13 protein-coding genes are annotated in these 13,570 nt (G+C 41.9%); 3 read left to right on the forward strand and 10 right to left on the reverse strand.

What is annotated here, in order from left to right; all coding sequences use genetic code 11:
• Nucleotides 1-38 precede the first annotated feature (38 nt).
• On the reverse strand, nt 39-2,126 hold the full coding sequence (locus KQI87_RS08520) for an efflux RND transporter permease subunit (protein ID WP_216459746.1): 2,088 nt from the start codon (nt 2,124-2,126) through the stop codon (nt 39-41).
• A 263-nt stretch (nt 2,127-2,389) separates the two neighbouring features.
• Between KQI87_RS08520 and KQI87_RS08525 the strand changes: the two genes are divergently transcribed.
• Entirely contained in the window at nt 2,390-3,043 is a 654-nt protein-coding gene (locus tag KQI87_RS08525) for a TetR/AcrR family transcriptional regulator (RefSeq protein WP_216459747.1), read from the forward strand.
• A gap of 104 nt (nt 3,044-3,147) precedes the next feature.
• Here KQI87_RS08525 and KQI87_RS08530 read toward each other — a convergent pair whose 3' ends face one another.
• The 6 genes from KQI87_RS08530 to KQI87_RS16580 all read right to left on the reverse strand — a co-directional run bounded on the left by KQI87_RS08530 (nt 3,148) and on the right by KQI87_RS16580 (nt 7,305).
• Nucleotides 3,148-3,831, reverse strand: coding sequence for a TIGR00266 family protein (locus tag KQI87_RS08530; protein WP_216459748.1), 684 nt, complete (start codon nt 3,829-3,831; stop codon nt 3,148-3,150).
• A gap of 46 nt (nt 3,832-3,877) precedes the next feature.
• A complete protein-coding gene (locus KQI87_RS08535) occupies nt 3,878-4,993 on the reverse strand; it encodes a ComEC/Rec2 family competence protein (RefSeq protein WP_216459749.1) in 1,116 nt (371 codons plus the stop codon).
• 102 nt (nt 4,994-5,095) lie between these two features.
• Nucleotides 5,096-5,896 (reverse strand): MBL fold metallo-hydrolase, encoded by an 801-nt coding sequence (locus KQI87_RS08540; protein WP_216459750.1) that lies wholly within the window; start codon nt 5,894-5,896, stop codon nt 5,096-5,098.
• A gap of 180 nt (nt 5,897-6,076) precedes the next feature.
• Nucleotides 6,077-6,706 carry a manganese catalase family protein gene (locus tag KQI87_RS08545; RefSeq protein ID WP_216459751.1) on the reverse strand — a complete coding sequence of 210 codons (630 nt, stop codon included), beginning with the start codon at nt 6,704-6,706 and terminating at the stop codon, nt 6,077-6,079.
• 3 nt (nt 6,707-6,709) lie between these two features.
• Nucleotides 6,710-6,985 carry a spore coat protein CotJB gene (locus tag KQI87_RS08550; RefSeq protein ID WP_216459752.1) on the reverse strand — a complete coding sequence of 92 codons (276 nt, stop codon included), beginning with the start codon at nt 6,983-6,985 and terminating at the stop codon, nt 6,710-6,712.
• On the reverse strand, nt 6,982-7,305 hold the full coding sequence (locus KQI87_RS16580) for a spore coat associated protein CotJA (protein WP_253292425.1): 324 nt from the start codon (nt 7,303-7,305) through the stop codon (nt 6,982-6,984). The genes KQI87_RS08550 and KQI87_RS16580 overlap by 4 nt, the downstream gene beginning before the upstream one ends.
• A gap of 367 nt (nt 7,306-7,672) precedes the next feature.
• Here KQI87_RS16580 and trkA point away from each other — a divergent pair, with 367 nt between their 5' ends.
• Both trkA and KQI87_RS08565 read left to right on the forward strand, forming a co-directional pair.
• A complete protein-coding gene (trkA, locus tag KQI87_RS08560) occupies nt 7,673-9,031 on the forward strand; it encodes a Trk system potassium transporter TrkA (protein ID WP_216459753.1) in 1,359 nt (452 codons plus the stop codon).
• A gap of 12 nt (nt 9,032-9,043) precedes the next feature.
• Nucleotides 9,044-10,483, forward strand: a complete 1,440-nt coding sequence (locus KQI87_RS08565) for a TrkH family potassium uptake protein (protein WP_216459754.1) — start codon at nt 9,044-9,046, stop codon at nt 10,481-10,483.
• A 169-nt stretch (nt 10,484-10,652) separates the two neighbouring features.
• Here KQI87_RS08565 and KQI87_RS08570 read toward each other — a convergent pair whose 3' ends face one another.
• From KQI87_RS08570 to KQI87_RS08580, 3 genes are all read right to left on the reverse strand, one after another.
• Nucleotides 10,653-11,645: a radical SAM protein gene (locus tag KQI87_RS08570; protein WP_330655753.1), complete on the reverse strand. Its 993-nt coding sequence runs from the start codon at nt 11,643-11,645 to the stop codon at nt 10,653-10,655.
• A 173-nt stretch (nt 11,646-11,818) separates the two neighbouring features.
• Nucleotides 11,819-12,529, reverse strand: coding sequence for an RNA polymerase sporulation sigma factor SigE (sigE, locus tag KQI87_RS08575; protein WP_216459755.1), 711 nt, complete (start codon nt 12,527-12,529; stop codon nt 11,819-11,821).
• A gap of 17 nt (nt 12,530-12,546) precedes the next feature.
• Entirely contained in the window at nt 12,547-13,404 is an 858-nt protein-coding gene (locus tag KQI87_RS08580) for a sigma-E processing peptidase SpoIIGA (protein WP_216459756.1), read from the reverse strand.
• Between the last annotated feature and the right edge of the window lie 166 nt (nt 13,405-13,570).

Here is a 13,570-nt window from a genome sequence, read left to right on the forward strand (position 1 = left end):
TCTTTACAACAATAAGCTTCTTTATATAATTTTCTTTCTTATTTCTTCTCTTCTGCCGTTTTCTTCTTGGCAAATCCAATAGATGTATGGCAGATAAGCGGGTCAAATATCATAAACATTGCCGGCAGTACCAAAAGTACGACTAATGTACTGATAACCGCACCACGTGAAAGCAGGTTTGTGATACTTCCGATCATATCAACCTGTGTATAAAGACCAACACCAAAGGTCGCTGCGAAGAAGCTGCATCCACTTATCACGATGGATTTCATGGAAGTCTTATGCGCAATAGCAATGGATTCTTTCTTACTCTTTCCAAAGCCTCGCTCTTTCTGATATCTGCTGGTCATCAGGATCGCGTAGTCAACAGTTGCACCCAGCTGGATACATCCGATAACGATACTTGCTACGAATACAACTTCTTTTCCCTGATAATACGGAACAGACATGTTAACGAAAATCGCAAACTCAATAACTGCAACCAGGATAAACGGAAGAGAAATTGATTTGAATACGATCATGATAATAATGAAGATCGCCAGGATGGAAACTGTATTTACTGTCTTTAAGTCTACATCTGTAACATCCTGTAAGTCCTTTGTCAGAGGTGCTTCACCGATTACCATGGATTCCGGACTGTAGCCTTTTACAATCTTCTGGATCTCATCGATCTGGTTATTTACTTCGTCTGTCGCTGTCTTATATTCAGAACAGATAAATTCCATCTCATATTCATCGCTCTCCAGCATCTTCTTCAGATCACTCGGGATCATGGTATCCGGGAATGCAGCGCCTACGAAAGAGTCCATTCCAAGTGCCCATTTCACACCGTCAACATCTTTGATCTGGTTGAGCATTTCTGTCTTTTCTTTTGATGTCAGTCCCTTCTTTAATAATACCATATGTACATTGTTCATGTTAAAGGTATCCTGAAGTTTTGCGTTTGCCACGTTACTATCCAGAGTAGAAGGAAGTGATTTATCAATATTATAGTAGTTTTTCAGGTTGTTGTTTCCGTGGATAGCCGGGAAAAGCATTACCAGGAAAATGATCAGCCATACTTTATAATGCTTTGTGATAAAAGCAGATGCTTTATCAAAGCTTGGAAGCAGCGGCTTATGTGTTGTCTTCTCAATTGCTCTGTCAAAGGTAAGTACCAGAGCAGGAAGTAAAGTTACACAACATAAAACACCGATAACAACACCCTTGGCCATTACAATACCCATGTCACGTCCAAGTGCAAAGGTCATAAAGCAAAGTGCGATAAATCCGGCAACTGTTGTGATGGAACTTCCGATTACAGATTTGAAAGTTGCATTGATGGCATGTGCCATAGCTCTCTCTTTGTCACCTTCAAATCGTTTCTTGTTCTCCTCATAACTGTTCAGCAGGAAGATGGAATAGTCCATGGTAACACCTAACTGAAGGACTGCTGTCAGTGCCTGAGTGATATAGGAAATCTGACCCAGGAAAATGTTACTTCCAAGGTTGTATAAAACTGCAACGCCGATACAGAGCAGGAAGAGTACCGGAACAACCAGTGAATCCATTGCAAGAAGCAGTACTACTAATGAGAGACAGGATGCAATGACAACGTAGATCGGCATCTCTTTCAGTGCAATCTGTTTGATATCAGTAACGATACCTGTCATTCCGCTGACAAAGCAGTTCTCAGAAGTAATCTTACGGATTTCGGTTACCGCATCCATAGAGGTTTCAGATGATGTTGTATTGTCAAACAACGCAATCATCATTGTCGCATCTCCATTAAAGAATGCATTTCTCAAATCCTTTGGAAGCATTTCTACAGGAACGGAAACATCCATGATGCTGTCATACCATAAAACTTTCTTTACATGGTCTACTGCTTCTATTTTCTCTTTCAGAGCAGCTACATCTTTTAGTTCCATATCCTCCACGACTATCATGGAGAACGCTCCCATTCCAAACTGGTCTACCATGATATCCTGACCCTCAACTGTTTCCAGGGTATCCGGCAGATAGCTTAATACATCATAATTGATTCTGGTTGCAGCCATACCGAGATACGCCGGAATCAGTAATGCGATTCCGATGATAATGATCAGTATTTTGTGTTTTGCAATCCACTTTCCTACCTTAATCATCTTTTTCTCCTTTTCTCTTTTCTTATTGATACTGTTTAATCATTCTATGACCAACAGTCATTTTTTATCTCATGGAATGTTATATAACAAAACTGACTGTCAGTCAATAATCATTCTTCACAATTTGTCTAAATTTTTCCACCAGTTAATATAGACACATTGACAAAAATTGTTGTTCAAAAATATGGGAAAAAAATATAATATTGACTTTTAGTCATTTTTGTTTAAAATGAAATTAAGAATGTATGAAAGAAGGATCTGTAATGGGAAAGCTGGATTTAAATAAGAAAAAGAAAAAGGACGCTCTGTTTAACACCGCCTTTGAACTTTTTACAACAAAAGGGCTTACCAAAACCACAATTTCAGATATTGTAAATCAGGCCGGGGTTGCCAAGGGTACTTTTTATCTTTATTTTAAGGATAAGTATGATATCCGCAACAAACTGGTTTCCCATAAAACAGGTGAGTTGTTTTTCCGTGCACATGAGGCACTGCAGGCTTCCCGGATAACTGAATTTGACCAGCAGGTGCATTTTATCGTAGATTATATCCTCACGGAGCTTGGACAGGATCGGAACCTTCTTCTTTTTATTTCCAAGAATCTGGCATGGGGCGTATTTAAGGGTGCTTTTGAAGAGAAAATGCCGGATGATGAATATAACTTCTATCAGTCCTATCTGGATATGTTGGCGCAGAATGGACTTCATTATAAGAATCCGGAACTGATGCTCTTTACCATCATTGAACTGGTAGGCTCCACATGTTATAGCTGTATCCTGTATCAGCAGCCAGTACCTATGACGGAGTATCGTCCTTATCTGCACAAGACAATTTCAGGGATCATGGAAACATTTGCCCAGGATAACAACACCTGCGCAGCCTTGCCTCCTGCGGATGCCATCGATCACAGTGCATAGCAGCCGGATTCTCTATCTATATTATTATATAAAACAAAAGAAAGCTTCGAAAATCAGAACCTGTATCTGAATATTTCGAAGCTTTCTTTTGTTTTATATAATTTCTATTCTTTTCCAGTAGAGATATACTGTCTGAGTACACCTGCCACGTTACTGATCGGCATAGTCTGAAGCCATACATGACCAGGGCCGGTCACTTCTGTATTAAATACACCTTCGCCACCGAAGAGCATATTCTTCACACCCGGAACTGTTACAATTTCCATCTGACAGCTCGCACTCATAGCGGCCAGATGTCCTGTGTCAATTACGATCTTCTGTCCTGCTTTCAGTTCATATTCCACCACATGTCCGTCAAATTCAGCAAAAAGCGTTCCGTTTCCGGAGAATTTCTGCATGATAAATCCTTCACCGCCAAAGAGTCCTGCACTGAACTTTCTGCTGAAATATACGGAACAGTCCACACTTGCTTCACTGGCAAGAAATGCCGTTTTCTGTGCTATGATCTCATTTCCCGGTGTGATATCAAATGCACGGATAGATCCCGGAAAACAGGACGCAAATGCGATCATTCCGTTGCCTCCAACTGCTGTATAAATGTTCTGAAACATTTTCTCACCCGAGAACATTCGTCCAAACATCTTTCCGATCCCACCATTGGAAGTTGTCTCCATCTTCATATTCGGGGACATCCATGACATTCCGCCGCCTTCTGTTACAATTTTCTCTCCGTTATCCAGATAACAGATCACTACCGGAAGGGTATCACCTTTAATTTCATATCTCATATCAGTCGCTCCTTTCCATTCTGAATTCTCTGTCTGACCGATTCTGTCAGAAACACTTACTGCATGGGCCATATCCCATCGCTTCTGCCTCAGACTGTGTCACCTGTCTGGCTGTATCAGGGTTCATTCTGCCACAATTTGGAATACTGTGATATTTTTCGCCGGTTGCAGGAATCCATACCATAGTTCCATAATTTTCCTCCTGTGCCGGTTCCTGTACCTGTTCCTGCTCCTGAGCCTGTATCTGTTCAGAAGCAGCTGCTGTCTCCTGCTGACTCTGTACTGCATCACCGGAAGAATAATCATTGCATGGATCCTGTGACCAGGAGATTGTCGTTCCGTCAGATACCGCAATAATAGTTCCCTGCTTATCTGTTCGAAATACCGGAATCTCCATATCGGACAAACGTCCCATTGTCTCTGCTGACGGATGATTATACTGATTATTCACTCCACAGCTGATCACTGCATAAGATGGAGATGTTGCTTCAAGGAAATCCCATGTTGTTGAACTTGCAGATCCATGGTGTCCTACTGAAAGAACATCACAGTCCAGGTTCATTCCCGTACTGATCATATCCTGCTCACTGGTTTCTTCCGCATCTCCTGTAAAGATAAAACTGTTAGAACCATTTTCAAGTTTGATCACAACAGAGTTATCATTGCTGTTCTGGCTGATACCATCCGGTGCAAGAACAGTAAAGCTTCCGGTACCAAAATCAAAGGTGTCGCCTACAGATGGATACTGTACAATGATCGCATTTGCAGTTGCAGTATTCATAAATGTATTAAACAGATTAGATGTATGAACGTAATCTGATCCCAGAACATTGCTTACATTAAAGCTGTTTAAGCATTTGACAAGACCACCAAGATGATCTTCATCATAATGAGAAGAGATCATATAGTCGATCGTCTCTACATTCTGCTGCTGTAAATAAGATACTACCTGGTCTGCATGACTCTGATCTCCGCCGTCATATAGCAGATTCTGTCCGCCAGACTGTACCAGAATGGCATTTCCCTGTCCAACATCGAGGAAATGAACTGCCATATCCCCGCCAGCTGCCGCATTTACTGTCAGCGCTGACTGTGGAACCAATGTGAAAAGTAAAAGAAGCAGAGATAAAATTATTGATTGTAGTTTGCTTTTTCTTTTCATAAATGAATTCTCCTGATTTAATTTAATAATATAATTTCCCATAATCCGGGTATTGTTCTTCCAGATCCGTTATTTTCAAATAGTCAAACTGATAAAAATATCTTATAATTCAAATGTCTCCAGATCATCCGGGATCAGAAGATTTCCTTTATAGTATTCTCTTCCTTCTTCTGTATAGAGTTCTTTTCGTCTGGAAATATTTTTGTCCTCTGTGTGGTACAGAATCAGATTATCCACATTCAGTTCCTGTGCCAGCTGACAGGCATCCTTAACTGTAGAATGATGTTTCTCGTACGGTTTGAATTTGTCTGCCTGGGAAAACAGACAGAACGCTTCATGAAGAAGCCAGGTGCTGTTCACCGCATATTTTTGTTCGCATTCATTATATGGCTCATCTCCGCAACAGGTCAGTTTCTTACCGTCTGCGTATTCCATACAGAACCCGAACTGTTTTGCTTTTGTAGACAGGATATCGAAAAAGGTTACCTTATGTCCAAGAATTTCTCTTTCTTCTCCATCTTTTACCTCTTCCAGATAAACTTTCTCTCCAATGTACTTTGTTTCCTTTGGTGTCAGGAGCATCTCGGACATTTGTTTCAACAGGCTGATTACTTCATCATGTCCGTAAATTGTCACCTCACCGTCAAACTGTCCTCTTGCCATTCCCTGACAGTACATGCGTAACATCCAGATAATTCCCAGCAGATGGTCGATATGCTTGTGCGTAACAAAAATCGTGCGGATATCTTTCCAGCTGATTCCTGCATCCTCCAGCTGTTTCAGAATCGTGCTTCCGCCACCGCCGTCTATCATGAAGTATTCGCTGCCTTCATTTAAAGTAAAGCAGGTATTATAGCATTTTGTTACTTTCGCATTTCCGGTTCCCAGTATTGTAAGTTTCATTTCTCTGTATACCTCCGGTTATTTCATTTGAATTTTCTCTTCCAAAGATTCCTGCTGCCGGTACAGCAATTTCTCTTTCCTGTAAGTATACCACAGAAAAGAAAAGTGTTCCATCTTCGCAGAACACTTTTCTTCTATATTATATATCATTTGTTACCGGACACGAAATGGACAGTAACATCACTTACATCCTTCACAGGACGCAGTACATGGATTGTCAAAACTTGGATTAAATGCATAGAAATTCTTGGCATCCAGTTCTTCCTGAATAGAGCGGAGTGCTTCCCCGAATCTCTGGAAGTGTACCACTTCCCTTGCACGAAGGAATTTGATTGGATCTGCAATTTCAGGCATATCGCGCACCACACGAAGGATGTTGTCATAAGTAGAGCGTGCTTTCTGCTCTGCAGCAAGGTTTTCAAACAAGTCTGTGATCGGGTCTCCTTTACTCTGGAATTCACAGGCATTAAACGGAACCCCACCGGCTGCCTGTGGCCAGACACCTACTGTATGATCAATATAGTAAGGACCCAAACCGGACTTCTCAATTTCTTCCATAGAAAGGTCACGCGTGAGCTGATGCACGATCGTAGATACCATCTCAAGATGTGCCAGTTCTTCTGTGGCTATATCGTTTAGCACAGCCGCAGCCATACGGTTCGGCATGGTAAATCTCTGTGAAAGATACCGCATAGATGCACTAATTTCTCCGTCCGGGCCACCATACTGGCTCATGATATACTGTGCGATCTTCGCATTGGGCTGTGTAATATTTACGGGATACTGGAGTCTCTTTTCATAATTCCACATAAACTATCTGCACCCTCCTTCCTTTTCCCATGGAAATGGCTGCTCCATCCATTTCCAGACAGATTCCTCGGTCCAGACTGTGCTGTCGATGGTGAGAGGGCCGTATATTTCAGCGTATTCTTTCAATAGTTTCTTTCGCTCCTGTACAAGTTCCCGGCAATAGACAAGGGCTTTTTCATCACAGGGATGTGTATCGAGATATAAATTCATATCATTTACAGCAAAACTGACCTCATTAATTCGGGCCATAAGCTGTTGTCTGGAACAATTCTGTTTCATCGACGCACACCTCTCTTTCCGCAAAACGGCTTGCATAACTGAGGAAAAATGGTTCCCACATTCAGCGCATACTGCAATGGAAAGTTCTCGGTAAATTCCTGGCAGGGTACATAGGCCATCGCAGGCTCCAGATGCTGCAAATGAGAAAACATCTCATCATTTTTCCCCTTACTTTCAGGCATTACACAATTACAGGAGTTTTTATTTCTACAGGAACATTCCTGGTTATTCATTTCCCTGTCAGCAGGCTGAGGTCTGTTCATACCGCAGGTTCTGTTATAAGGCCTGCTGCATGCGCGTCCCATCCGATAATTCTCCATAAACAATTCCTTTCTTTATATTAAAGTTTTTTGTTTACTCTATATTTTATGTTATATCTTCTGTTTTGTGCTTTTCATCATAACAGCATCTGTCAAAAAACATATACTTATCATAACATCTCACAGAATAATAACTGGCAAGAATACGTAAAATATGACATACCCCAAAAGAACTTTTCGATTGAAGCAAGACATTGATTTGATGCGGCAATTTGGTTTCGTTAAATCACAAAAATTTCATATTTACAAATAGTTCTAACAGTGCTATAGTATCCTTGCTTTATTAGCAACAAAAAAGCAAATACATTATATAAACGGGGCTGTTTCATATAAATCTTTATGTGACAGCCCCCTTATTGGAGGAATTATGCAGATAATTATTGTTGGGTGCGGTAAAGTTGGACGTACCCTGGCAGAACAGCTTCAGGAAGAAGAATCCGATATTACTCTGATAGACGTTTCTTCTAACGTGATCAATTCCCTTCAGGACGACATTGACGCCATGGGAATCGTCGGAAACGGCGCCAGCATCAATACTTTGATGGAAGCAGGAATTGAGAATGCGGATATCCTGATTGCAGTAACCGGTTCTGATGAAATGAACCTTCTGTGCTGTCTGATCGCACAGAAAACCGGACACTGCCAGACCATCGCCCGCGTCCGTAATCCTATCTATGCCAACGAAATCAGTTTTATCAAGAAACGCCTTGGTGTTACCATGATCATCAATCCGGAACTTGCAGCTGCACAGGAGATTTCCCGTCTGCTGCGTTTCCCTTCTGCGATCAAAATTGACACCTTTGCCAGAGGCCGTGTGGAAATGCTTAAATTCAAAGTTCTTCCTGAATTTGACCTGGATGGCATGACTATTTCCCGCATTACAGAGAAGCTTCGCTGCGATGTTCTGTTCTGCGCAGTAGAGAGTCGTGATTCTGTTTCCATCCCTGGTGGTAATTATGTGATACACAATGGAGATATGGTTTCCATCCTTGCATCACCGGTAAATGCAGCAGCATTTTTCAAAAAGATCGGACTTAAAACCAATCAGGTAAAGAACGCAATCATCGTCGGCGGCGGTACCATCTCTTATTATCTGACAAGAGCTCTGCTTGACATGAACATCTCTGTAAAGATCATCGAACAGAATGAACAGCGCTGCGAAGCTTTAAGCGATCTGCTTCCTGACGCAACGATCATCAACGGTGACGGTACAGACCGTTCTCTTCTTATGGAAGAAGGCCTGGCCCGCGCAGAGGCGTTTGTATCACTCACCAATATGGACGAGGAGAATGTATTTCTGGCACTTTTTGCCAAAACAATTTCCAAAGCCAAACTGGTGGCAAAAGTAAACCGACTCTCCTTTGATGATGTCATTGACAGTCTTGATATCGGAAGTGTTATTTATCCGAAATATATTACTGCCGACTATATCCTGCAGTATGTACGTGCCATGCAGAACAGTATCGGAAGTAACATTGAAACCCTCTATCACATCCTGGATAATCAGGCAGAAGCTCTGGAATTTGCCATCCGTGAGAATTCACCGGTAGTCGGCATTCCACTGTCTGATCTGAACCTGAAAAAGAATCTTCTTGTAGGTTATCTGAACCGGAATGGTCAGGTAAAGATTCCACGTGGTCAGGATACCATTCAGGTTGGTGACACTGTAATCATCGTAACCACCCACAAAGGACTGCGTGATATCACAGACATTCTGGAGAAGTAAAGGAGCCGGCTTATGAATTATTCCATTATTATTTATATCATCGGAATGATCCTGAAACTTGAGGCAGCATTCATGGTTCTTCCTATCGTCACCTCTTTGATTTATCAGGAAACATCCGGCTTTGCTTTTCTGATCACTATCATACTGTGTCTGGCGATCGGAATTCCTCTTACATGGAAGAAGCCAACACGAAAGGCTTTTTATACAAAAGAAGGTTTCGTAACTGTAGCACTGAGCTGGATCGTTCTGAGTATCATGGGCGCGATTCCATTTGTGATCAGTCACAGTATTCCAAATCCTATTGATGCACTGTTTGAAACCGTTTCCGGTTTTACCACAACAGGAGCCAGTATTCTGAATAACGTAGAGGCACTTCCTCACTGTATGCTGATCTGGCGAAGTTTCACTCACTGGATCGGAGGTATGGGAGTTCTGGTCTTTATCCTCTCTCTTCTGCCTCTTACCGGCGGCTATCACATGAACCTGATGAAAGCCGAAAGCCCGGGACCTTCTGTGAGTAAACTTGCTCCAAAAGTACAGTCAACTGCAAAGATCCTGTATACCATTTATTTTGCAATGACTGTTGTTCAAATGATTCTACTTCTCCTTGGCGGCATGCCTCTTTTTGATACGATCTGTACAGCTTTCGGTACAGCCGGTACCGGTGGATTTGGTATCAAGAATGACAGTATGGCAAGTTACAGTCCGTATCTGCAGAATGTCATTACCGTCTTTATGATTTTATTCGGCGTCAACTTTAATGCTTACTTCTTTATTCTCACCAAGAAGTTCGCCCAGGCGTTTAAGATGGAAGAAGTGCGTTACTATTTCGGAATCATTGGTGCTGCCATCCTGATCATCACCTGCAACGTCTACCATATTTTCGGAAGTGCTGGAAAAGCATTCCAGCAGGCTGCCTTCCAGGTTGGTTCTATTATTACTACCACCGGATATGCAACCACTGATTTCAATATGTGGCCGGAGATTTCACGAACAATACTGGTACTTCTGATGTTCATCGGTGCCTGCGCAGGAAGTACAGGCGGTGGTATCAAAGTTTCCAGAATCCTGATCCTGTGCAAAACGGTACGCAAGGAGCTGCATATTTTCCTGCATCCGAATGCTGTAAAGAAAATAAAAATGGATGGCAAAGCCATCCCTCACGAAGTAGTCCGTTCTACTAATATTTTCTTTATCGTATATGTGCTGATCTTCGCAGCCTCCATATTCCTGATCGCATTTGATGATTTCGATCTGATCACGAATTTTACATCAGTTGTGGCAACATTCAATAACATCGGACCTGGTCTTGAACTCGTAGGACCTACCGGAAACTTCAGTATGTTTTCCTGTTTCTCCAAACTGGTTCTCACATTCGATATGCTTGCAGGCCGACTGGAAATCTTTCCACTGCTGCTGTTATTCGTAAGAGATACATGGAAGAAATTTTAAAAATATTTCTGATAAAAAAGTTTTTCTTTTTACATTATGTTCATACTTTATTCACAACTATTAGATATAATGATATTCAGAAAGACGATGAGTCTTTCTTATAAATATTTTTCTTTTTCATACGCGCCGGTACGAAAGTACCGGCCTCCTTCCATTTATGGGAGTTTTTTTATTTTATAACGCTTTTTTGAACTCCCTCATAATCAAATGCCGGAATGAAACTCTCTCTGGCCGTTTCTCCATCCTGAAAGAATCCATTTTCAATCCCGATCTCAAATGCATAATCCAAAACTTTTTCATACTCTCTTCCTGTCACTCGCCGATTCAATTCCAGATATTCCTTCTGCTCAAAGACTGGTGTGTACTGATTCATAATGCTGATATAAATCTGAGCTCCGAATGTCCGGTGCAGAACTTTCAGCACCTCTTTGGAATTCTTTGTATGCCCCGGCAAGATAAGATGGCGTACAATCGTACCTCTCCGGATATAACCATTCTCATCAAACTGCACCGCGCCTGTCTGACGCACCATTTCCTGTGCTGCCAGCAATGCCTTCTCCGGATAATCTGATGCATGGGAAAACTTCTGGGCAAGCTCACTCTGGGCATATTTATAATCCGGCAGATAAACATCCACATATCCTTCCAGCAGTTTCAATGCTTCCACGTTTTCATATCCGCCACAGTTATAGACAACCGGAAGATTTAATCCCTGTTTTCTTGCCAGATCCAGTGCTGTGATAATCTGGGGGATATAATGTGTTCCTGTTACCAGATTGATATTGGCAGCGCCTTTTCCCTGCAGTTCCAGAAAAATCTCAGAAAGTCTCTCCACTGAAATCTCAAGTCCACTGTCTCCGATCGCTATATCCCTGTTCTGACAGAAACAACACCTCAGGTTACATCCTGTAAAAAAAACCGCACCTGAACCTCTGCTGCCAGAAATGCACGGTTCCTCCCACATATGCAATGCTGCTCTCGCCACTCTCAGTTTCCCGTCCATTCCACAATAACCTGTTCTTCCTGCCAGTCTGTCTGCCTTACAGTTTCTCGGACATAAACTACAGTTTTCAAGGATTTTGTTTCCTGTCTTCTGGTTCTCTGCTTTCTGTGTTTCCGCTTTATCTCCACATTTTTGTATCTCTAATGTACCTGTTTTCACTTTCCTCTGTCCTTTTCTCTTATGTTTTTCTGAAAATACCCGTTTATCACGGATGATGTTCTGTTTTTCTCTTATGCTCTTTTCGATGACTTCTCTTTCATTTCAGAGTTTTATCTCTCCGGCATAAGCCTCACTGATACGTAAATCCATTATACTACATTCCCTGTTCCCGTCTATTCATATTTTACAATTTCTTTTTTCAGACGTTTCATAATCCGCTTCTCCAGCCTTGAAATATAAGACTGGGAAATACCCAGAAAGTCTGCCACCTCTTTCTGTGTTTTCTCTGTGCTGTTATCCTTACCCAGGCCGAATCTCAGACGGATAATGGTCTGTTCCCTTGGTGAAAGCTTACTGATTGCTTTGGAAAGCAGGGAAATCTCCACCTCATCCTCCAGACGTTTGGAAATCACATCCTCATCCGTTCCCAGAATGTCAGACAACAGCAGTTCATTTCCATCCCAGTCTACATTAAGGGGCTCATCAATGGAAACTTCCATCTTGGTCTTACTGTTACGCCTCAGATACATCAGGATCTCATTTTCGATACATCTTGATGCATAAGTAGCAAGTTTAATATTCTTTACCGGATTAAATGTATTGATTGCTTTGATCAGACCGATGGTTCCAATAGAAATCAGATCCTCTACTCCGACTCCTGTATTATCAAACTTCCGTGCAATATATACCACAAGCCTTAAATTATGTTCAATAAGAATTGATTTCGCCTCTTCTTCCTGCCCTGTTCCAAGCTTCTGCAGTACAAACGCCTCCCGCTGCGGTTCCAGCGGTGCAGGTAAAACATCGTTCCCGCCAATATAAAAAACATCTCCCGAACGGTTCATCACCATTCTCGAAACTACCTGAAATGGATAACAGCTCATAGTCACAACCCCTCCCGTTAAAGTAATCTGGAATTCAAAAGTACTTCGTATTCCTTACCAAAAGCGGATGTATCAAGCGAAAATGCAAGCACTGGTCTGTCCACACAGACAACTTTTGTCGGAGTCTGAATACAAAGTTTCTCCAGCGTAACAGCCAGCATCATCCCCTGCTCTTTTCCAATGCTGTGAAAAAAAATAAAGTGTGGATGAAGCCCTGTGACTTCTGTACTTTGTATCTCCCCAGGATTTTCTTTCAGGTGTTTCAAACATTTCACTGTTTCTTTCGAACATATCTCGGACAAAATATCCAGCGTACCTACTGATACCGGTTTTCCATTCACGGAATCCACAAGCAGATTTCCTGAGTCATAAAACCCCTGACATTCATATCCCTTTTCTCTGTAAAAGATCGTCACAGGATAAATGTTCTTTGCCCGTATTCTCAAAGAATCCATCAAATACGACAATGCAGTACTTCCAAACCAAGTCGCGGCTGCCAGGATCAGAAACATCTTCGGTGTCAGATTCTCACTGGAAATTACTTCCCAGAATCCTCCACACAGAAATGCAGCAAAATATAGCGTAAGAACTGCTTTAAGCAGCAGGCTTCCCCTTTTCAGATCACATCCGATCACCAGCATTCCCGCTGCACAGCCACCATGTAGCAGGACCAGTGCCGGAAGATAAATCTCAGTTTTCAGACAGGAACGAAGGTAAATAATCCCACAGGAGAATAGTGCTCCTGTTACTGCTCCCAGAAGTATTCGTTTTCTGTTTCTGGGACATTGGAATAAAATTCCTGTAAATCTGAGTAGTATGTAATCTATCAGGAGATTTGTGAAAAATACCACATCTATGTATATCTCATAACGCATTTCCTTCCTCCCGTCTGCTGTCAGCCAGACATTCACTTTGGTAAGTGTTACTCATTATACGGGATGAAACGCGCGGATTTTGTCAAAAGAGCGGATGTGCCGCTTAGAATTTATCGCACTAAATCGACGAATTTTTCTTACCGGTTTTATTGACATATTCCACAAC

Source organism: Blautia sp. MSJ-9, assembly GCF_018919065.1.
Taxonomy (GTDB): Bacteria; Bacillota; Clostridia; order Lachnospirales; family Lachnospiraceae; genus Blautia_A.

What these genes read in the sequence shown, in the direction of transcription:
- KQI87_RS08550 (WP_216459752.1), bottom strand. Translation starts at nt 6,985, where the DNA reads ATGAAACAGAATTGTTCCAGACAACAGCTTATGGCCCGAATTAATGAG.
- KQI87_RS08545 (WP_216459751.1), bottom strand. Translation starts at nt 6,706, where the DNA reads ATGTGGAATTATGAAAAGAGACTCCAGTATCCCGTAAATATTACACAG.
- KQI87_RS08530 (WP_216459748.1), bottom strand. Translation starts at nt 3,831, where the DNA reads ATGAGATATGAAATTAAAGGTGATACCCTTCCGGTAGTGATCTGTTAT.
- KQI87_RS08540 (WP_216459750.1), bottom strand. Translation starts at nt 5,896, where the DNA reads ATGAAACTTACAATACTGGGAACCGGAAATGCGAAAGTAACAAAATGC.
- KQI87_RS08565 (WP_216459754.1), top strand. Translation starts at nt 9,044, where the DNA reads ATGAATTATTCCATTATTATTTATATCATCGGAATGATCCTGAAACTT.
- KQI87_RS16580 (WP_253292425.1), bottom strand. Translation starts at nt 7,305, where the DNA reads ATGGAGAATTATCGGATGGGACGCGCATGCAGCAGGCCTTATAACAGA.
- KQI87_RS08520 (WP_216459746.1), bottom strand. Translation starts at nt 2,126, where the DNA reads ATGATTAAGGTAGGAAAGTGGATTGCAAAACACAAAATACTGATCATT.
- KQI87_RS08525 (WP_216459747.1), top strand. Translation starts at nt 2,390, where the DNA reads ATGGGAAAGCTGGATTTAAATAAGAAAAAGAAAAAGGACGCTCTGTTT.
- KQI87_RS08580 (WP_216459756.1), bottom strand. Translation starts at nt 13,404, where the DNA reads ATGCGTTATGAGATATACATAGATGTGGTATTTTTCACAAATCTCCTG.
- trkA (WP_216459753.1), top strand. Translation starts at nt 7,673, where the DNA reads ATGCAGATAATTATTGTTGGGTGCGGTAAAGTTGGACGTACCCTGGCA.
- sigE (WP_216459755.1), bottom strand. Translation starts at nt 12,529, where the DNA reads ATGAGCTGTTATCCATTTCAGGTAGTTTCGAGAATGGTGATGAACCGT.
- KQI87_RS08535 (WP_216459749.1), bottom strand. Translation starts at nt 4,993, where the DNA reads ATGAAAAGAAAAAGCAAACTACAATCAATAATTTTATCTCTGCTTCTT.